This window comes from Streptomyces sp. BR1 (assembly GCF_052373795.1).
GTDB lineage: Bacteria > Actinomycetota > Actinomycetes > Streptomycetales > Streptomycetaceae > Streptomyces.
This window is the reverse complement of the sequence record NZ_CM126252.1, coordinates 3,928,570-3,948,103: the sequence shown is the minus strand read 5'-3', so window position 1 is coordinate 3,948,103 and position 19,534 is coordinate 3,928,570. Positions and strand designations below refer to the sequence as shown.

Annotated in this window: 18 protein-coding genes and 1 riboswitch; of the genes, 9 read left to right on the top strand and 9 right to left on the bottom strand. The window is 71.6% G+C overall.

Annotation, left to right across the window (positions count from 1 at the left end; genetic code table 11):
• Positions 1 to 40: 40 nt before the first annotated feature.
• Complete coding sequence (locus ACT1U9_RS17315; RefSeq protein WP_444533635.1) at positions 41 to 1,288, top strand: LmeA family phospholipid-binding protein; 1,248 nt, start codon at positions 41 to 43, stop codon at positions 1,286 to 1,288.
• A 225-nt stretch (positions 1,289 to 1,513) separates the two neighbouring features.
• On the opposite strand, the gene ACT1U9_RS17310 is transcribed toward ACT1U9_RS17315, so the two are convergent.
• Entirely contained in the window at positions 1,514 to 2,203 is a 690-nt protein-coding gene (locus tag ACT1U9_RS17310) for a copper homeostasis protein CutC (protein ID WP_444533634.1), read from the bottom strand.
• 216 nt (positions 2,204 to 2,419) lie between these two features.
• Between ACT1U9_RS17310 and ACT1U9_RS17305 the strand changes: the two genes are divergently transcribed.
• Positions 2,420 to 4,822: a heavy metal translocating P-type ATPase gene (locus ACT1U9_RS17305; RefSeq protein ID WP_444533633.1), complete on the top strand. Its 2,403-nt coding sequence runs from the start codon at positions 2,420 to 2,422 to the stop codon at positions 4,820 to 4,822.
• Positions 4,823 to 4,888: 66 nt separating this feature from the next.
• On the opposite strand, the gene ACT1U9_RS17300 is transcribed toward ACT1U9_RS17305, so the two are convergent.
• Complete coding sequence (locus tag ACT1U9_RS17300; RefSeq protein WP_444533632.1) at positions 4,889 to 6,145, bottom strand: alpha/beta hydrolase family protein; 1,257 nt, start codon at positions 6,143 to 6,145, stop codon at positions 4,889 to 4,891.
• A gap of 97 nt (positions 6,146 to 6,242) precedes the next feature.
• On the opposite strand from ACT1U9_RS17300, the gene ACT1U9_RS17295 reads away from it, so the two are divergent.
• Complete coding sequence (locus ACT1U9_RS17295; protein WP_444533631.1) at positions 6,243 to 6,908, top strand: HD domain-containing protein; 666 nt, start codon at positions 6,243 to 6,245, stop codon at positions 6,906 to 6,908.
• Positions 6,909 to 7,036: 128 nt separating this feature from the next.
• Positions 7,037 to 8,242, top strand: coding sequence for a Cmx/CmrA family chloramphenicol efflux MFS transporter (locus ACT1U9_RS17290; RefSeq protein ID WP_444539141.1), 1,206 nt, complete (start codon positions 7,037 to 7,039; stop codon positions 8,240 to 8,242).
• 4 nt (positions 8,243 to 8,246) lie between these two features.
• Here the strand turns inward: ACT1U9_RS17290 and ACT1U9_RS17285 are convergent, their stop codons facing one another.
• Positions 8,247 to 8,516 carry a DUF4031 domain-containing protein gene (locus tag ACT1U9_RS17285; RefSeq protein ID WP_444533630.1) on the bottom strand — a complete coding sequence of 90 codons (270 nt, stop codon included), beginning with the start codon at positions 8,514 to 8,516 and terminating at the stop codon, positions 8,247 to 8,249.
• A complete protein-coding gene (locus ACT1U9_RS17280; RefSeq protein WP_188277042.1) occupies positions 8,513 to 8,884 on the bottom strand; it encodes a hypothetical protein in 372 nt (123 codons plus the stop codon). Before ACT1U9_RS17280 ends, ACT1U9_RS17285 begins: the two co-directional genes overlap by 4 nt.
• Positions 8,885 to 8,985: 101 nt before the next feature.
• On the opposite strand from ACT1U9_RS17280, the gene ACT1U9_RS17275 reads away from it, so the two are divergent.
• From ACT1U9_RS17275 to ACT1U9_RS17265, 3 genes are read left to right on the top strand one after another with little or no spacing between them, the layout of a single operon-like run.
• Positions 8,986 to 9,906, top strand: a complete 921-nt coding sequence (locus ACT1U9_RS17275) for a MurR/RpiR family transcriptional regulator (protein ID WP_444533629.1) — start codon at positions 8,986 to 8,988, stop codon at positions 9,904 to 9,906.
• Between the two features lie 41 nt (positions 9,907 to 9,947).
• Positions 9,948 to 10,865 (top strand): N-acetylmuramic acid 6-phosphate etherase, encoded by a 918-nt coding sequence (murQ, locus tag ACT1U9_RS17270; RefSeq protein ID WP_444533628.1) that lies wholly within the window; start codon positions 9,948 to 9,950, stop codon positions 10,863 to 10,865.
• Between the two features lie 46 nt (positions 10,866 to 10,911).
• Positions 10,912 to 11,382 carry a hypothetical protein gene (locus ACT1U9_RS17265; RefSeq protein WP_444533627.1) on the top strand — a complete coding sequence of 157 codons (471 nt, stop codon included), beginning with the start codon at positions 10,912 to 10,914 and terminating at the stop codon, positions 11,380 to 11,382.
• Positions 11,383 to 11,458: 76 nt separating this feature from the next.
• Here the strand turns inward: ACT1U9_RS17265 and groL are convergent, their stop codons facing one another.
• The 4 genes from groL to thrC all read right to left on the bottom strand — a co-directional run bounded on the left by groL (position 11,459) and on the right by thrC (position 15,686).
• On the bottom strand, positions 11,459 to 13,081 hold the full coding sequence (groL, locus tag ACT1U9_RS17260; protein WP_444533626.1) for a chaperonin GroEL: 1,623 nt from the start codon (positions 13,079 to 13,081) through the stop codon (positions 11,459 to 11,461).
• Between the two features lie 328 nt (positions 13,082 to 13,409).
• Positions 13,410 to 13,613, bottom strand: a complete 204-nt coding sequence (locus tag ACT1U9_RS17255) for a cold-shock protein (protein ID WP_005315736.1) — start codon at positions 13,611 to 13,613, stop codon at positions 13,410 to 13,412.
• 473 nt (positions 13,614 to 14,086) lie between these two features.
• Positions 14,087 to 14,362, bottom strand: a complete 276-nt coding sequence (locus ACT1U9_RS17250; RefSeq protein WP_444533625.1) for a MoaD/ThiS family protein — start codon at positions 14,360 to 14,362, stop codon at positions 14,087 to 14,089.
• Between the two features lie 28 nt (positions 14,363 to 14,390).
• Positions 14,391 to 15,686, bottom strand: coding sequence for a threonine synthase (gene thrC, locus ACT1U9_RS17245; protein WP_444533624.1), 1,296 nt, complete (start codon positions 15,684 to 15,686; stop codon positions 14,391 to 14,393).
• A 17-nt stretch (positions 15,687 to 15,703) separates the two neighbouring features.
• A riboswitch (SAM riboswitch) is annotated at positions 15,704 to 15,831 on the bottom strand.
• Positions 15,832 to 15,995: 164 nt separating this feature from the next.
• On the opposite strand from thrC, the gene ACT1U9_RS17240 reads away from it, so the two are divergent.
• Positions 15,996 to 16,943, top strand: a complete 948-nt coding sequence (locus tag ACT1U9_RS17240; RefSeq protein ID WP_444533623.1) for a glucosyl-3-phosphoglycerate synthase — start codon at positions 15,996 to 15,998, stop codon at positions 16,941 to 16,943.
• A gap of 75 nt (positions 16,944 to 17,018) precedes the next feature.
• Complete coding sequence (locus ACT1U9_RS17235) at positions 17,019 to 18,416, top strand: alpha,alpha-trehalose-phosphate synthase (UDP-forming) (protein ID WP_444533622.1); 1,398 nt, start codon at positions 17,019 to 17,021, stop codon at positions 18,414 to 18,416.
• Positions 18,417 to 18,622: 206 nt separating this feature from the next.
• Here the strand turns inward: ACT1U9_RS17235 and otsB are convergent, their stop codons facing one another.
• A complete protein-coding gene (gene otsB / locus ACT1U9_RS17230) occupies positions 18,623 to 19,465 on the bottom strand; it encodes a trehalose-phosphatase (protein WP_444533621.1) in 843 nt (280 codons plus the stop codon).
• Between the last annotated feature and the right edge of the window lie 69 nt (positions 19,466 to 19,534).

Here is a 19,534-nt window from a genome sequence, read left to right as displayed (position 1 = left end):
CACTTACATACGAATGGGGTGCGTGTGATGGGATGAGCTGATGCGACCCCCCACACGCATGCCGTCCCGTCCCCGCAATCCGTACGACGAGCTGGCGGCACTCGCCGACCCCGACCCCGCTCTGGACCCCGCGCCACCACCCCGGATCCTCCCCCTCGACCTCGGCATCATGTACGCCGAGCCGGAGGACGACCCGTGGTCCCCGCCCGACCACCGGCGCTCCGGGAACGGCCGCCGGGGCAGGCGCAGTCGACGGCGTCGGCGTCGGCGCAGCCCCTTCGCCGTCTTCCCCCGCCTGGCCAAGCTGCTGTTCGCACTGGTCGTGTGCGTCGGGTTCCTGGTGCTCGCGGACCGGTGCGCGGCGATGTACGCGGAGAAGAAGGCGCAGAAGGCGCTCCAGGACGAACTCCACCTCGCGGCCGCCCCGCAGGTGGACATCCACGGCTTCCCGTTCCTCACCCAGGTCCTGGACAAGCACCTGGACCGGGTGGACGTGACCGTGCCGCATGTGGCCGCCGACCGGGTGTCGCTCACCAAGGTGCAGGCCAGTGCGCGGGACATCAGGCTGACGGGGGATCTGCCGAACGACATCCGCAGCGCGGTCATCGGCGACCTCAACGGCCGGATCACCCTGTCCTTCGACGACATGAACCGCGAACTGACCGCCTCACAGCTCAAGTTCAGCCGGGTGAGCGATAACACGGTCGGCGCGGACGGCAAGTTGAGCATCGCGGGCCAGGAGCTGCGCGTACGGGCCGAGGCCCAGGTGCGGCTCGTCGGCACCAGCGGCCTGTCCACGGACATCGACGGCATGAGCCTCGACATGCCGGGCGTCGCCACCTACCGCCCGGGCCGGAACCGGGGTCTGACCCTGCACCGCGAGTCCGCCGACCTCATCAGCCGGGACACGGCGCGGGTGAAGGCGCTGCTGTCGGTGCCGGCGGTGGTGAAGCGGCTCGGAGTCCCGCAGAAGGACGTGGACCTGGCCCTCCAGAACGAGCAGAAGCTCCACGAACTCGTCGGCACCCCCCGGTTCGTGTCGCAGCTGACCCAGGTCAACCTGGTCGACGTGGTCGCCGACCACCCCTGGCTCCTGTCGAAGATCGGCATCGACCCGAAACTGATCACGGGCCTGATAGCGATGCGCCCCCCGGAGCTCTCCGACCGCCTGTCGTTCTCGTTCACCCTGCCGAGGGAGGCGCGGGCGTTGCAGGTCCGGGATGTGCGGGTGGAGGAGGGGGGCGTTGTGGCGACGGTTTCCGGAGTGGAGGTGGGGGTGGGGAAGTAGTCGTCCCGAGGGGTCCGGGGCGGAGCCCCGAAGCGGGGTGCAGGGGCCGCAGGCCCCACGAAGGGGTCCGGGGCGGAGCGCCCCGCAGGGGTCCGGGGCAGAGCCCCGCAGCGGGGTGCAGGGGCCGCAGGCCCCGCGACGGGGTCCGGGGGCGAAGCCCCCGGGAAACGCACCTCAGCCCCCACCCACCCCCGGAGGGTTCAGGGAAGGGGCGGGGTGGGGGGACTACCCGTCCAGCGCCCGGCGCCACTCCGCGACCGCGGACGCCGCCACCGGGCCGGCCCACCCGCCCGGGCGCGACGCGCCGCCGATGTGCACCGCGTCGACCCCCGCGCCGCGCAGCACCGGCAGGTGGCCGAGGCGCAGCCCGCCGCCCACCAGGATGCGCGGCTCGTAACCGGGCTCGCCCGACCGCGCCGCCTCGGCGACCAGCGTCGACAGCCCCTCGTCGACACCCCCCGCCGCACCCGCCGTCAGATACGTGTCGAGCCCCGGCAGCCCCGCCAGCTCCTTGCGCAGCCCGTCCCGGTCGGCGGCCCGGTCGATCGCCCGGTGGAACGTCCACCGGCACCCGTCCAGCTCCGCCACCAGCGCCCGCACCGCCGCCATGTCCGGCGCCCCGGTGTCGTCGAGGAACCCCAGCACGAACTCCTCCGCGCCCTCGGCCCGCAGCGCCCGCGCGTCGCGTACCAGCGCGTCCACGTCCCCCGCAGCGAAGCCGTCCGCCGAGCGGAGCATCACGCGCAGCGGGATGTCCACGGCGGCGCGGATCGCCGCGAAGGTCTCCCGGGACGGGGTCAGCCCGTCGGCCGCCATGTCGGTGACCAGCTCAAGGCGGTCCGCCCCGCCCGCCTGCGCCGCGACGGCGTCCTGCGCGTCGAGAGCGATCACCTCAAGCAGTGCGCGGTTGCTCATCTGACCCCAATTCCTCGGCTGTCCACACGTCAACAGGTCTAGTCCAATACCAGCCTACGCGCCGCCGTACGCACCCACACCGCCGACACCAGGACTGACGCCGTCCACCACCCCGCCCCCCTTGTGTTTCATACGGGGTGGGGGTATATCTGTACTCGCAAGCAGATATACCCCCCAGGGGTATTACCCCGCAGCTGATCGAGAGAGGGCCGCCGCATGAGCAGCAGCACCGCAAGCGCAAGCGCCGAGACCACCGCACCGGTGGACGAGGTCGAGCTGGCCATCGGCGGCATGACCTGCGCGTCCTGCGCGGCCCGCATCGAGAAGAAGCTCAACCGGATGGACGGCGTGACGGCGACGGTCAACTACGCCACCGAGAAGGCGAAGGTCGCCTTCGGCGCCGGGACGCAGGTGACGGATCTCGTGGCGACGGTGGTCAAGACGGGGTACACGGCGGAGCCGGTGAGGGCACGCACGCCGCAGCCGCCGACGGCGGGTGCGCACCCACGAGAGACCCGGGCTGTCGCAACCCCTTCAAACGGGCGGGCGGGTGGGAAGTCCGGCCCGCCGCAGGCGGGCGCACCCAGCACGGACGTGCAGACGTCGACGGTGGCCGACCCCACAGAGACCCGCGCCGCCACGGCCCTCGCCGCCCTGCGGCAGCGCCTCCTCATATCGACCGCCCTCGCCGTCCCCGTCGTGGCGCTCGCCATGATCCCGGCCCTCCAGTTCGACAACTGGCAGTGGCTGAGCCTCATGCTCGCCGCACCGGTGGTCGTCTGGGGCGCGTACCCGTTCCACAAGGCCGCCCTCACCAACGCACGGCACGGCGCGGCCACGATGGACACGCTCATCTCCGTCGGCACGCTCGCCGCGTTCACCTGGTCCCTGTGGGCCCTGTTCTTCGGGGACGCCGGAATGCCCGGCATGCGCCACGGCTTCGAGCTGACCGCGAACGCGGGCAGCGGCGCCTCCGACATCTACCTGGAAGCCGCCGCCGGCGTCACCGCGTTCATCCTGGCCGGCCGCTACTTCGAGGCGAAGTCGAAGCGCAAGGCGGGCGCGGCCCTCCAGGCGCTCCTCGAACTCGGCGCCAAGGACGTGACCGTACTCAACGCAGCGGACGGCACCGAGGTCCGCATCCCCATCACCGACCTGCGCGAAGGCGACCGCTTCCTCGTCCGCCCCGGCGAGAAGATCGCCACGGACGGCACGGTCGTCGAGGGCGGCAGCGCGGTGGACGCGTCGATGCTGACCGGCGAGTCCGTCCCGGTCGACGTGACCGTCGGCGACCCCGTCACCGGCGCCACCCTGAACGTCGGCGGCCGCCTGGTCGTCGAGGCCACCCGCGTCGGCGCCGACACCCAACTCGCCCGGATGGCCCGCCTCGTGGAGGACGCCCAGAACGGCAAGGCCGCCGCCCAGCGCCTGGCGGACCGTATCTCCGCCGTCTTCGTCCCGGTAGTGATCGCCCTCGCGCTCGGCACCCTCGCGTACTGGCTGCTCAGCGGCCACAGCCTGACCGCCGCGTTCACGGCCGCGGTCGCGGTCCTGATCATCGCCTGCCCCTGCGCCCTCGGCCTGGCCACCCCCACCGCCCTCATGGTCGGTACGGGACGCGGCGCCCAGCTCGGCATCCTCATCAAGGGCCCCGAGGTCCTGGAGACCACCCGCCGCGTGGACACGATCGTCCTCGACAAGACCGGCACCGTCACCACCGGCCGTATGACCCTCCAGACCATCCACACCGCCCCCGACACCACACAGACCGAAGTCCTGCGCCTGGCAGGCGCGTTGGAGCACGTCTCCGAGCACCCCATAGCCCGCGCCATCGCGGACGGAGCCGCCGCACGCGTCGGAACCCTCCCCACCCCCGAGGACTTCGCCAACATCGCGGGCCTCGGTGTCCAGGGCATCGTGGACGGCCACGCGGTCCTCGTCGGCCGCGAGAAGCTGCTCGCCGAGTGGGCGATCACCCTCCCCGCCGACCTGGGGCGCGCCCGGCACACCGCCGAGGCGGCCGGACGTACGGCCGTGCTCGTCGCCTGGGACGGCGAGGCGCGGGCGGTCCTGGAGGTCGCCGACGCGGTCAAGGACACCAGTGCCGAGGCGATCCGGCGGCTGCGTGCCCTCGGCCTCACCCCGATCCTGCTCACCGGCGACAACCGCGCGGTGGCCGAGTCCGTCGCCGCCGAGGTGGGCATCGACGAGGTGATCGCCGAGGTCATGCCTCAGGACAAGGTCGACGTGGTCAAGCGCCTTCAGGCCGAGGGCCGTTCGGTGGCGATGGTCGGCGACGGCGTCAACGACGCGGCCGCGCTCGCCCAGGCCGATCTGGGCCTGGCGATGGGCACGGGCACGGACGCCGCGATCGAGGCGGGCGACCTCACCCTCGTCCGCGGCGACCTGCGCGCCGCCGCCGACGCCATCCGCCTCTCGCGCCGCACACTCGGCACGATCCGTACGAACCTGTTCTGGGCCTTCGCCTACAACGTCGCCGCCCTCCCCCTCGCGGCGGCCGGACTCCTCAACCCGATGATCGCGGGCGCGGCGATGGCCTTCTCGTCGGTCTTCGTGGTCGGCAACTCGCTGCGGCTGCGGACCTTCAAGGCGGCGTGAGCCGTACGTATACGGAAGGTGGCCCCGGGGTTTCCGACCCCGGGGCCACCTTCCGTACGTATGCGTTCAGTTGACGAACCGCACCTCCGGCCACCGCCGCGACGGGCCGTCGAAGAGACCCCCGTCCCCGCCGCGCAGCCAGCGGTCGAAGAACGCCGATACGTACGCCCGCTGGGCCGCGGCCGAGCGGGCCGGGTCGACGGTGCCGACGTTCTTCGCGACGGTCTCCGGCGTCAGCCCCAACTCCCGTCCGATCTGCGGCACTTGGGACTGGAAGTCGGTGAAGCTCGCATGCTCCGCGCCGCACAGCATGAGGTCGCGGTGCCAGCCGGTGCTGTGGTCCCAGGTGGCGCCCCAGGACGGGACGGTGTGGTGGTCGTTGCCCTGCTTGCCCATCAGCAGCAGCGGCCGGTCCAGGCCGTCCGTGCCGACCGGGGAGGGGTTAGCCGGGTCGTCGTCGTTCTGGACGTTGCCCATGACGCCGTCCATGTTGAGCGCGGCCTTGAGCCGCCGGTCGTCGTGCATGGTCAGCGCGGCGGTGAAGCCGCCCGCGGACTGGCCGAACATCCCGACGGCGGACAGGTTCAGGGTGCCGCGCGAGCCGCCGGGCAGGGCGGCGGACAGATCGCCGAGCCGGTCCAGTACGTAACGGGTGTCGGCGACCCGGACCTCCACGGCCTTCTTCAGCAGCGCCGTGACCGCCGCCGGTCCCGCCTTGTCGGCCTTCGCGTACTCCTCGGGCAACACCGTGCGCTCCACCCGGCCGCCGGGGAACTCGACCGCCCCGGCGTCATAGGTGTGGTCGATCATGACCACCGCGTAGCCGCGCGAGGCGAGCTCGTCGGAGAGCGTGGTGCCGAGGGTGCGGGGGTCGCCCGCGCCGGGCGAGTAGAGGACCACGGGGAGGCCGTGGTGTCCGACGGGCGCTCCGGTGTACGCGTGGCTGCGCGTCGCCGCCCAGTCGACCTTGCCGCTCGGCACCCCGTCCAGCGAGTTGAGCCGGCCGAAGTCGGCGGCCGCGCCCGGGAGCATCTGCGGGGCGGGCCGGTGGCCGCGTACGTCCCGGGCCGGGTAGCGCACGCTCACCATCAGCTCACGGTACGGGCGGGCGCTCACCCAGGGATCGCGGCGGCTCCGGTCGACGAGCCGGAGGGAGACGGTGCCGACGGGGTGGGGGCCGGTGGGGGCGGGCAGGGAGAGCCGCACGCCCCCGGAGGACGGGGTCGGCGCGGGTCCAGCGACCGCCGGGACACCGGTCGCGGCCACGAGTACGGCACCGGCACCGGCGCCCAGCAGGCTCCTGCGGGAAACGGAAGCAACCATGCGACCACCTTCCCGGACCGGGCCCGCCGCCCCCATCCGGCAGTCCCCCGACCGGGTGCGGGGGATACCCCGAGGGAGGAATGACTACGCTCGCCCCATGGCCGACCTCGACGACCCCACCGATCGCGACGACCTCGACGACCTCCGCGCCCGCTGGGCCCGTACCCTCAGCGCCGCCCGACAGGGCGAGGCCCCCGACCCGGCCCCGTACGCCGACCGCCTGCTCGCCGCCTGGGCCGAGCCGCACCGCGAGTACCACACCACCGCTCACCTCACCGCGGTCCTCGCCCACGTCGACACGCTGGCGGAGTACGCCGAGGACACCGAGCTCGTACGGCTGGCGGCCTGGTTCCACGACGCGGTGTACCGGCCGGACCGCTCGGAGAACGAGGAGCGCAGCGCGGCCCTGGCCGAACGCGCCCTGCCCGAGGCCGGGTTGGACCCGGAGGCCACCGCCGAGGTCGCCCGGCTCGTCCGCCTGACCGTCACGCACGACCCGCACGAGGGCGACACCAACGGCGAGGTCCTGTGCGACGCGGACCTGGCGGTGCTGGCCGGGGACCCGGAGGAGTACGCGGCGTACGCGGCGGCGGTCCGGGCCGAGTACGCCTTCGTCCCGGACGACGCGTTCCGGGCGGGCCGCGCGGCGGTCCTGCGCCAGCTGCTCGATCTGCCGAGGCTGTTCCGTACGCCGTACGGCATGCGGGAGTGGGAGGCGCGGGCCCGGGAGAACCTGGCGTCGGAGCTGGAGCTCTTGACGTAAGAGATACGCATGGGGCTCGGGGGGCGGGAATGTCATGGGCATCAGCCCTGTTCACACCTGATATGCCCTCCCCCGCCGATCACGCCGCCGCGCCCGGAACCCTCCCCGACTCAGCGGCCCGCCCCCGTATGCCGCTGGCCGTCTACATCCTCGGCCTCTCCGTCTTCGCGCTCGGCACCAGTGAGTTCATGCTCACCGGGCTGCTGCCGGCCATCGCGGACGACATGGACGTGTCGATCCCGCAGGCCGGGCTGCTGATCTCGGCGTTCGCGATCGGCATGGTGGTGGGTGCGCCGCTGCTGGCCGTGGCGACGCTGCGGCTGCCGCGCCGCACCACGCTGATCGCGCTGATCACGGCGTTCGGGCTCGGCCAGGTCGGCGGCGCGCTCGCCCCGAACTACGCGCTGCTCTTCGTCTCCCGGGTGCTGAGCGCGCTGGCCTGCGCGGGGTTCTGGGCGGTCGGCGCGGCCGTGGCGATCGCGATGGTGCCGGTGAACGCGCGGGCCCGGGCCATGGCCGTCATGATCGGCGGGCTCTCGATCGCCAACGTCCTCGGCGTCCCGCTCGGCGCGGTGCTCGGCGACAATCTGGGCTGGCGGGCCGCGTTCTGGGCCGTCGGCGCGGCCTCCGCGATCGCCCTCGTAGGCATCGTGACGCTCATCCCCCGTATCCCGCTCCCGGCGGAGAAGCCCCAGCTCAGCACGGAACTGCGGATCTACCGCGACCCGCAGGTCCTGCTCTCGATCGCGATCACGGCGCTCGCGGCGGGCGGCGTGTTCTGCGCGTTCAGCTACCTCAAGCCGCTGCTCACCGACGTCGCCCATGTCGACTCCGGCTGGGTCCCGGCGATCCTCGGCCTCTTCGGCGCGGGCGCGCTCATCGGTACGACCATCGGCGGCCGGGTCGCGGACGCGCACCTCTTCGGGGTGCTGCTCAGCGGGATCACGGCCTCGACGGTGTTCCTGGTGGCCCTGGCCCTGCTCGGCGCGCACCCGGTGGCCGCGATCGCTCTGTCGTTCCTGCTCGGAGTCTCGGCGTTCTACACGGCCCCGGCGCTCAACGCCCGCATGTTCAACGTCGGCGGCGCCGCCCCCACCCTGGCGGGCGCCACCACCACGTCGTCCTTCAACCTGGGCAACACGGGCGGCCCCTGGCTCGGCGGCGCGGTCATCAGCGCGGGCCTCGGCTACCGGGCGACGGCGTGGTCGGGCGCAGCCATGACCCTGGCGGCCCTGGCCCTGGTCGCGGTCTCCCTCCGCCTGCACAACTCCCGCTCGCGGGTGGTGGCCCGCTCCGTACCGGCGAAGACCGAGTCCGTGGCGGAACACGCCTGACGCGTTACGCGGTGGCCCGACCCTTGGGCCGCCGCAACCCCGCCGCCGTGAGCCTGCGCACCAGTTCCTTCGAGCCGATCTGCACCGCGCCCGCCCGCACCGCGTCCTCGTAGTGCTCCGACGGGACGTCGTAGTGGTCGCGCTCGAACGCTCGCGGCGGGCAGCCGATGGACTGGGCGAAGGCGTGCAGTTCCTCGTACGACACGTCGCTGACCAGGTGCGACCACAGGCGGCCGTGGCCCGGCCAGGTCGGCGGGTCGATGTAGACCGTCACGCGACCGGGCCCGTGCCGAGGCCGCCGACCGGGGCCACCGTCACCCCGGCCTTGCCGCAGACCCAGTGCGGGTCCGGGCCGAGCTCCGGCTCCACGTCCAGCGCGTGCGGGTCCCCGGCGTCGCAGACCGGGCAGATGGGCCAGCGTCCGTACTTCTCCAGGAGCGCGTCCTGCACGTCCTGGGCGACCAGACCGGCCACGAACTCCGCGCCGTCCGGCCACTGCTCCACCCACCACCGGCGGTGCGTCACCGCGTCCTCGACCAGCGAGACCACATCGGCCTGGGCCACGTCGCGCGCGGCCAGATCCGCCAGCACGAGAGCGCGTGCGGCGTGCAGGGACTGCTCCAGGGGGTCGACGTCGTCCATTCCCTCATTGTCACCCCGATGGCCCCAGTGAGAACCCCCGCCCCGGTCGGCCCGCTGCCCGCACCCTTGACCCGGCCCCCGCGCGAAAATACCTTCCAGGGGTGACCGATGACGTGAAGGAAATTTTCACCGGCGGCACCGCACCTCCCGCGCCCGCCGCCCTCGCGGCCAAGGTGCGCACCCTCGCGCCCTCCATGACCCGCTCGATGCAGCGCGTCGCCGAGGCCGTCGCGCAGGATCCGGCCGGGTGCGCCGCGCTCACGGTCACCGGGCTCGCCGAGCTCACCGGGACCAGCGAGGCCACCGTCGTCCGCACCGCCCGCCTGCTCGGCTACCCCGGCTACCGCGATCTGCGGCTCGCGCTCGCCGGGCTCGCGGCCCAGCAGCAGTCGGGGCGGGCCCCGGCCGTCACCGCCGACATCGCGGTCGACGACCCGATCGCCGACGTCGTCGCCAAGCTCGCCTACGACGAGCAGCAGACCCTCGCCGACACCGCCGCCGCCCTCGACACCGTTCAGCTCGGCGCGGCCGTCGCCGCCCTCGCGCAGGCCCGCCGCGTAGACATCTACGGCGTCGGCGCCTCCTCGCTCGTCGGCCAGGACCTCGCCCAGAAGCTGCTCAGGATCGGGCTCATCGCGCACGCCCACACCGACCCGCACCTCGCGGTCACCAACGCCGTGCAGCTCAGATCCGGCGACGCCGCCGTCGCCATCACCCACTCCGGCTCCACCGGCGACGTCATCGAGCCGCTGCGCGTCGCCTTCGACCGGGGCGCCACCACCGTCGCCATCACCGGCCGCCCGGACGGCCCTGTCTCCCAGTACGCCGACCACATACTGACCACCTCGACCGCCCGCGAGAGCGAGCTGCGCCCGGCCGCGATGTCGTCCCGGACGAGTCAACTCCTCGTCGTGGACTGCCTGTTCATCGGCATCGCCCAGCGTACGTACGAGACGGCGGCCCCGGCCCTCGCCGCGTCGTACGAAGCACTCGCCCACCGCCACGGCCCGCGCACCCGCTGACCCCGGGTGCCCTCGCACACGTACGGAGAGAGCGCACTTCCATGACTTCCGCGTACGGGGACCTCCGCGCCCAGCTGGCCCAGCTGACCACCGAGGCGTTCCGGCCCGAGCTCGCCGACATCGACCGGCTGCCGACCGCCGAGATCGCCCGCATCATGAACGGCGAGGACGCGAGCGTCCCGGCCGCCGTCGCATCCCAGCTTCCGCGCATCGCCGTCGCGATCGACGCCACCGCCGAGCGGATGGCGCGCGGCGGGCGCCTGGTGTACGCGGGCGCGGGCACCGCCGGGCGGCTCGGCGTCCTGGACGCCAGCGAGTGCCCGCCGACGTTCGCCACCGACCCCTCGCGGGTCGTCGGGCTCATCGCGGGCGGCCCGTCCGCGATGGTCGAGGCGGTCGAAGGGGCCGAGGACTCAAGGGAGTTGGCGGCGGCCGACCTGGACGGGCTCGGGCTCGACGTCGACGACACCGTAGTCGGGATCTCCGCCTCGGGCCGCACCCCGTACGCCGTCGGCGCGGTCCAGCACGCGCGGGCGCTGGGCGCCCTGACCATCGGGCTCTCCTGCAACGCGGACAGCGCGCTCGCGGCCGCCGCCGAGCACGGCATCGAGGTCGTGGTCGGCCCGGAGCTGCTCACCGGCTCCACCCGCCTGAAGGCCGGCACCGCCCAGAAGCTCGTCCTCAACATGATCTCGACGATCACGATGATCCGCCTCGGCAAGACGTACGGGAACCTCATGGTCGACGTACGCGCCTCCAACGAGAAGCTGCGCGCCCGCTCCCGCCGTATCGTCGCGCTGGCCACGGAGGCGGGCGACGACGCCATCGAGTCGGCCCTGGTGGCCGCCGACGGCGAGGTGAAGACCGCGATCCTGATGCTGCTGGCGGACGTGGACGCGGCGACGGCGACGCGGCGCCTTGAGCGGGCGGACGGGCATCTGCGGGCGGCGCTGACGTAACCGGGGCGGCAACTCTCGTGCGTGGCGGTCGCCTTACGATCTCGTCATGACCACGTCCGACCGCGAACCCGAACCCGTCTTCACCCGCATCAACGGCCGTTTCGCCTACAACCCCGCCAACCCCGTGGGCCTCGCGCTCATCGTCCTCACCCTGGTCGTCGTCGGCGTCGGCATCTACGTCGTGAACGACCAGACCCACTGGAGCAGCGGCGAACTGCGGGACGCGGTCCATCAAGCGGCACACGACCTGGACGGGTCGACCCAGCGCAACATCGATCCGTCGGAGGCGTTCTCCGGCAACGACTACGCGCGGACGATCGAGGACGCCATGAACAACACCGACGCGGCCCAGTGGTTCACCGACCCCGTCGTCCTGCGCGGCCACGGCAAGGACCCGTCGGCGTACGACATCACCGGCCCCGGCACGGACGCGGCGTTCTGCATGCATCTCACCGTCACCCCGCTGGGCAACGGCCAGGCGGTGCTCAGGACGCGCGTCACCGACGGAACCTGCTGACACGCCGGAGGGCGGCACCCCCGGCGTGGGGTGCCGCCCTCCGTACGTAACCGGGCTGCCGATCCTTCGAGAAGGATCAGAAGTCCATGTCACCGCCCGGCATGCCGCCCGGAGCGGCCGCGGCGGCCTTCTCCGGCTTGTCGGCGATGACGGCCTCGGTGGTCAGGAACAGCGCGGCGATCGACGCGGCGTTCTGCAGCGCGGAGCGCGTGACCTTCGCCGGGTCGATGATGCCCTCGGCGATCATGTCGACGTACTCGCCGGTCGCGGCGTTCAGACCGTGGCCGACGGCCAGGTTGCGCACCTTCTCGACGACGACGCCGCCCTCAAGACCACCGTTGACGGCGATCTGCTTCAGCGGGGCCTCCAGGGCGAGCTTCACGGCGTTGGCGCCGGTCGCCTCGTCACCCGACAGCTCCAGCTTCTCGAAGACCGAGGAGGCCTGCAGCAGGGCCACGCCACCGCCGGCGACGATGCCCTCCTCGACGGCCGCCTTCGCGTTGCGAACGGCGTCCTCGATGCGGTGCTTGCGCTCCTTGAGCTCGACCTCGGTGGCGGCACCGGCCTTGATGACCGCGACACCGCCGGCGAGCTTCGCCAGGCGCTCCTGCAGCTTCTCGCGGTCGTAGTCCGAGTCCGAGTTCTCGATCTCGGCGCGGATCTGGTTCACGCGACCGGCGACCTGCTCGCTGTCACCGGCACCGTCGACGATGGTGGTCTCGTCCTTGGTGATGACGACCTTGCGGGCGCGGCCCAGCAGGTCCAGGCCCGCGTTCTCCAGCTTGAGGCCGACCTCCTCGGAGATGACCGTGCCGCCGGTGAGGATGGCGATGTCGTTCAGCATCGCCTTGCGGCGGTCGCCGAAGCCCGGGGCCTTGACGGCGACGGACTTGAAGGTGCCGCGGATCTTGTTCACGACCAGGGTCGACAGGGCCTCGCCCTCGACGTCCTCGGCGATGATCAGGAGCGGCTTGCCCGACTGCATGACCTTCTCGAGGAGCGGCAGCAGGTCCTTGACCGAGCCGATCTTCGAGTTGACGATCAGGATGTACGGGTCGTCGAGCGCGGCTTCCATGCGCTCCATGTCGGTCGCGAAGTACGCCGAGATGTAGCCCTTGTCGAAGCGCATGCCCTCGGTGAGCTCAAGCTCCAGACCGAAGGTCTGGGACTCCTCGACGGTGATGACGCCTTCCTTGCCGACCTTGTCCATGGCCTCGGCGATGAGCTCGCCGATCTGGGTGTCGGCGGCGGAGATGGAGGCCGTCGAAGCGATCTGCTCCTTGGTCTCGACATCCTTCGCCTGCTCCAGCAGGGCGCCCGAGACGGCCTCGACGGCCTTCTCGATGCCGCGCTTCAGGGCCATCGGGTTGGCACCGGCGGCGACGTTGCGCAGGCCCTCGCGGACCAGCGCCTGGGCCAGGACGGTCGCGGTCGTCGTGCCGTCACCGGCGACGTCGTCGGTCTTCTTCGCGACTTCCTTGACCAGCTCGGCGCCGATCTTCTCGTACGGGTCCTCCAGCTCGATCTCCTTGGCGATGGACACACCATCGTTGGTGATCGTGGGGGCGCCCCACTTCTTCTCAAGGACGACGTTGCGACCCTTGGGGCCAAGGGTGACCTTGACGGCGTCGGCGAGCTGGTTCATGCCGCGCTCCAGGCCGCGCCGGGCCTCCTCGTCGAACGCGATGATCTTGGCCATGTGAAGTGGTCCTCCCGGACTGGGGTGGATGGCAAGGGACTGTGTGGGCGCCCGCGACGGACGGCCTGCCTGCCCGTGTGGTTCCTTGCCCCACCCGGCCTGCGGGCCTCGCCGACCCAGTCCTTCTGTCACTCTCACCAGGAGAGTGCTAACGCCAATGATTAGCACTCGACCCAGGAGAGTGCAAGGCCGTCCCAGCACAGTCCCCCGGTCGGGGACGGGCTCCGGCGCGCGCTCCGGCGCTCGGACACGCACGTGGGGCCCGCATCCATTTACAGAGGATGCGGGCCCCACGGCGTGAGTGCGTCGGTGGCCGATCGCGCCGAGATCAGACGGCGAGCTTGACCATGTCCGCCTGCGGACCCTTCTGGCCCTGCGAGATCTCGAACTCGACTCGCTGACCTTCTTCAAGGGTGCGGTAGCCGTCCATCTGGATCGCGCTGTAGTGGACGAAAACATCCGCACCACCGTCGACCGCGATGAAGCCGTACCCCTTCTCCGCGTTGAACCACTTGACGGTGCCCTGAGCCATGCCTAACTCCCCTATTACTGGCCCTTGCACGGGACCACACTTCGCGGACCCGGGTCAGACCTGCACCCTCCGACAGGAGAGGGTGTGCGCCGGAACGCGTCGACCGCGGCTGAATGTATCTGCCCAACTGCCCTCTGCAACAGGTCAATCGGACGAGAATTCCGGGCAGGGGTGAGGAGCGGAATGCCGTGTATTCCAGCATTCCGGGGCAAGTCGGGCCGGGCAAAGCGCACTTAAGGAGCAATTTGCTCGAACACTTTGACTGCTTCTCGACGCCGGTTCGTCGCGTTCTCATATGCACGTGGCACGCACAACGAAGGGGACTTCCCCACTGTACCGCGCTCAACCACACTGAATTGCCCCCTCCGCTTAGCTTGCGGAGGGGGCAATTCAGGTAACTCTGCGTGCTGCGACGGCGAGTGATTCGCCCTCGGTTCAGCTGGCTCAGCAGCCTCCGGCACTGTGCTTGACGGTCAGCCTCCGGCGACGGCCGGAATGATCGAGACGCCGGCGCCGTCCGGCGTGGCCGTCTCCAGGCCCTGCTCGAACCGGACGTCGTCGTCGTTCACGTACACGTTGACGAAGCGGCGCAGCTTGCCCTGGTCGTCCAGGACGCGCGCGGCGATCCCGGTGTGGTTCTTCTCCAGGTCCGCGATGACCTCGGCGAGGGTCGCGCCCTCGGCGGCCACCTCGGCCCTGCCGTCGGTGTACGTGCGGAGAATGGTGGGGATGCGGACGTTGACGCTCATGGTGTGCTGCCTTTCCGTGGCCGGTGGGTCAGTGGGCGAGGCCCGCGTCGCGGAACGCGTCCAGGCTCGGGCGGATCGTCGCGGTCGGGCCGGTCGTCGGGGCCACGGCGTCCAGGGTCTTGAGGCCGTCCCCCGTGTTGAGGACGACAGTAGTGAGCGCCGGGTCGAGCAGCCCGCTTTCGATGAGCTTGCGGGTGACACCGACCGTCACGCCGCCCGCCGTCTCGGCGAAGATGCCCTCGGTCCGGGCGAGCAGCTTGATCGCGTCGACGACCTGCTCGTCGTTCACGTCCTCCACCGCGCCGCCGGTGCGCCGGGCGATGTCCAGGACGTACGGGCCGTCCGCCGGGTTGCCGATGGCCAGGGACTTGGCGATGGTGTTCGGCTTCTGCGGCCGTACGACGTCGTGGCCCGCCTTGAAGGCGGTGGAGACCGGCGAGCAGCCCTCCGCCTGGGCGCCGAAGATCTTGTACGGCTTGTCCTCGACCAGGCCCAGCTTGATCAGCTCCTGGAGACCCTTGTCGATCTTCGTCAGCTGCGAGCCGGAGGCGATCGGGATGACGATCTGGTCGGGCAGCCGCCAGCCGAGCTGCTCGCAGATCTCGTACGCGAGGGTCTTGGAGCCCTCGCCGTAGTACGGCCGCAGGTTGACGTTGACGAAGCCCCAGCCCTCGCCCAGCGGATCGCCGATGAGCTCGGAGCAGAAGCGGTTGACGTCGTCGTAGTTGCCCTCGATGCCGACCAGCTCGCCGCCGTACACCGCGGCCATGACGACCTTGCCCTGCTCCAGGTCGTGCGGGATGAAGACGCAGGAGCGGAAGCCGGCCCGGGCGGCGGCCGCGCCGACCGCGCCCGCGAGGTTGCCGGTGGAGGAGCAGGAGAGCGTGGTGAAGCCGAACGCGCGGGCGGCCTCGACGGCGATGGCGACGACGCGGTCCTTGAAGGAGTGCGTCGGGTTGCCGGAGTCGTCCTTCACGTAAAGGCCGCCGGTGACGCCGAGCTCGCGGGCGAGATTGTCGGCCTTGACGAGCTTGGTGAAGCCGGGATTCAGGTTGGGCTTTTCAGCCACATTGGCCGGAACGGGCAGCAGCGGCGCATAGCGCCAGATGTTGTCGGGGCCCGCTTCGATCTGCGCGCGGAGCGCCTCGGGGTCACCCGTCGGAAGTTCGTACGCGACTTCGAGCGGCCCGAAACACAGGGCGCAGGCGAAGATGGGGCCGAGGTCGAAGCGCTCGCCGCATTCCCGGCAGGAAAGCGCGACGGCGGGTCCGAGGTTCACGGTGCTGGAGGCGTTTGCGACGGTGTCGACAGTGTGCACAGCCATGATGGCGAGGCCCTTTCTCCTCATCTTCCCCATGGCGCATTTCGCCATGAGACGGAATTGGCACCTTCCCCACCGTGACCTCGCGGTCGGCAGGAGGGTTGCCGGGACTTCAACGGGCCGTTCCCTCAGTCCCTCTGGATGAGCGCTGTGGCACCGGGTCCAGGACCCGGGCATTTGTTCGCGCGACGACCCCGACATGCGACGGTCATCCGCGTTGTTCAAGACTGTAACCGAAGGCATGGACGGTTGAGACAGTCGTCCGAACCGCGAGATGGATCACAAAAACACCGCACAAGGAGGCTCCGGCTCGTGTTGGAAGAGGTGGAGCGCTGGCTGAGCAGGCGTTCCTGGTCCGCGGCCGACCGGCCGCTGGACCGGATCATGGCCGCCAAGCGCCGCAGCGGCACCACGGTCAGCGTGGTGCTGCCCGCGCTCGACGAGGAGGCCACGGTCGGCGAGATCGTCGCCGCGATCCGGCGCGAGCTGATGACCGAGGACGTCTCCCTGGTCGACGAGCTGGTGGTGATCGACTCCGGCTCCACCGACCGTACGGCCGAGGTCGCCGCGGCCGCCGGTGCCCGGGTCGTGCACCGGGACGCGATCCTGCCCCGCATCCCGGCACTGCCCGGCAAGGGCGAGGTCCTGTGGCGCTCGCTCCTGGTCACCACCGGTGACCTCGTCTGCTTCGTCGACGCGGACCTGAAGGAGTTCGACGCGGGCTTCGTGTCCGGGATCGTCGGCCCGCTCCTGACCGACCCGGACGTGGACTTCGTCAAGGCGATGTACGACCGCCCGCTGGGCTCCGCCGCAGGTCAGGGCGGCCGGGTGACCGAGCTGGTGGCCCGCCCGCTGCTGAACCTGCACTGGCCTCAGCTCGCCGGTTTCGTCCAGCCGCTCGGCGGCGAGTACGCGGCCCGGCGCTCGCTGCTTGAGCGGCTGCCGTTCCCGGTCGGTTACGGAGTGGAGCTGGGGCTGCTCGTCGACGCGCTGCACACGGTGGGCCTGGACGCGCTGGCCCAGGTCGACGTGGGCGTACGAAAGCACCGCCATCAGGACGGCCAGGCGCTCGGCCGGATGGCGGCCGCGATCTACCGCACGGCCCAACTCCGGCTCTCCCGCGCCCACTTGGTCCGCCCGTCGCTGACCCAGTTCGAGCGCGGCGAGGACGGATTCGTGCCGCGCACGTACCCGGTGGACACCGAGGAGCGGCCGCCGATGAGGGAAATCTCGGAGTACGCGGTGCATCGGGCGGCGTAAGCCGGCGTGTCCATCAGGAGTCGGTGCCGCCGTTCGTACGTTTGAGGCATTCCGCTTCGGGCTAGGTTCGTGTCCATGGTCTCCGCGCGCGCTGCCCAGGTCCTCGTCGCGTCCAACCGCGGCCCGGTCTCCTACGCCCTCGGCGACGACGGGACGCTCACGTCCCGGCGCGGCGGCGGCGGAATGGTCTCGGGCCTCTCCGCGATCGGCCAGGACGCGGACTCGCTGTGGGTGTGCTCGGCGCTCGGCGACGGCGACCGGGAGGCCGTACGGCGCGGGGTGGCCGAGCCGGGTGTGCGGATGCTGGACATCGACGCCTCCGTGCACGCGGACGCGTACAACGGGATCGCGAACTCGGTGCTGTGGTTCGTCCACCACATGCTGTACCAGACGCCTCTGGAGCCGGTCTTCGACGCGGAGTTCCGGCGTCAGTGGGGGGCGTACGAGACGTACAACCGGGCGTTCGCGGAGGCGCTGGCGGAGGCGGCGGCCGACGGGGCGGCGGTGCTGGTCCAGGACTACCACCTCGCCCTGGTCCCCGGGATGCTCCGCGAACTCCGCCCCGATCTGCGGATCGGGCACTTCTCGCATACGCCGTGGGCGCCGGTGGAGTACTTCCGGATGCTGCCGGACGACGTGGCCGAGCAGTTGCTGCGCGGGATGCTCGGCGCGGACCGGCTCGGCTTCCTCACCCACCGCTGGGCGGACGCGTTCACGCGCTGCTGTACGGATGTGCTGGGCGGAACCGGCTCCACCCGGATCGGGGTGCACGCACTGGGCGCGGACGCCGACTTCCTGCGGCGGCGCGCCCATGAGCCGGACGTGGAGTCGCGGATGGCGGCGCTGCGGGCGGAGATCGGCGCGGGTCGCCGTGCCATCGTGCGGGTCGACCGCACCGAGCTGTCGAAGAACATCGTGCGAGGGCTGCTGGCGTATCGGCAGCTGCTTGAGGAGCGGGCGGAGTGGCGGGAGCGGGTGGTGCATGTCGCCTTCGCGTATCCGTCGCGGCAGGATCTGGGGGTGTACCGGGAGTACACGGCGGAGGTCGGCCGAGTGGCCGACTCGATCAACTCGACGTACGGAACGCCGAGTTGGACCCCGGTCGTGCTCCATGTCAAGGACGACTTCGCGCGGTCGCTGGCGGCGTATCGGCTGGCGGATGTGGCGCTGGTGAATCCCATCCGGGACGGGATGAACCTGGTCGCCAAGGAGGTGCCGGTGGTGTCCGACGAGGGGTGCGTGCTGGTGCTGTCGCGGGAGGCGGGGGCGGCGGAGGAGCTGGAGGCCGACGCGCTGATGGTGAACCCGTACGACGTGTCCGCGACGGCTTCTGCGCTGCACGAGGCGTTGTCCATGGCGGGGGAGGAACGTGCGGCCCGCACCAAGCGACTGGCCGCCGCGGCCACCGCGTTGCCGCCGCAGCGGTGGTTCCTGGACCAGGTGGAGGCGCTGCGTTCCGCCGCGCCGCGCTGAATTTCCCCCACCCCGCCCCTTCCCGAAAGCCTCCGGCGGGTGTCGGTCGTCTGCGAGCCGGTGGGGGCTGGTCGCGCAGTTCCCCGCGCCCCTAAGAGGGCCCGAAGGGCCCATCAAGGGGCGCGGGGAACTGCGCGAGCAACCCAGCACAGTCCGCAGACGCAGAGATCCCTCGGAGAGTTTCGGGAAGGGGTGGGGTGGGGGAGCTAAAGGCGGTCCGCCAAGGACGACAGGAACGCGACCACCGCCCCCGGACCCGGCACCAACACGTCCGCCCGGTCCGCCAGTTCGGGGACCTCCGAAGAGCCGCTGCACACCAGCAGACCCGGCACCCCGTCCGAACGGAGCTTCTCCACCGCCGCGAACGCGGGGAGATCGCCCAGGTCGTCCCCCGCGTACACAACGGAACCCGCCCCCACCTCCCGCAGGTACTCCGCCAACGCCATCCCCTTGTCCATCCCCGGAGGGCGAAGCTCCAGGACCAGCCGCCCCGGCTCCAGGATCAGCCCGTGCCGCGCGGCAAGCGACGCCAGCGGGGACTGCAGCGCGGCGAACGCGGCCTCGGGGTCGCTCGCCCGCCGCGTATGGACCGCGACAGCCTGCCCCTTCTCCTCGATCCACGTACCGCGCCACGCCCCGTGCGTATCGAGTACGCCCGGGAGTTCGGCCCGCGCGGCGGCGACACCGGGATGCGGGGCGGGGGCGTGCACGGTCCCGCTGACCGCGTCCCAGCGCTCGGCCCCGTAATGGCCGAGCACGACGAGGTGTTCCAGGCCCGCGACACCCGCGAAGCCCCCGTACCGTACGGCCACACCCGCCGGACGCCCGGTGATCACCGCGACCGAGGCGACCTTGGGCGCGAGCGCGGCGAGCGCGGGGACGGCGCCGGGGTGGGCGCGGGCCTGCTCCGGGTCGGGGACGATCTCGGCTAGCGTGCCGTCGAAGTCGAGCGCGACCACGGCCCGCTCGGGCGTCGCCAGGATCGCGGCGAGCGCGTCGCGTCCGGCGGAGGTGGCAGGGGTCGGCAGGGGGTGCGGTTGGCTGCCCATGCCACGACCCTAGCGGCGGGGTCCTGACGCAGCCATGGCCAACGCGTGACGAACATCGTGGCCGGGTGC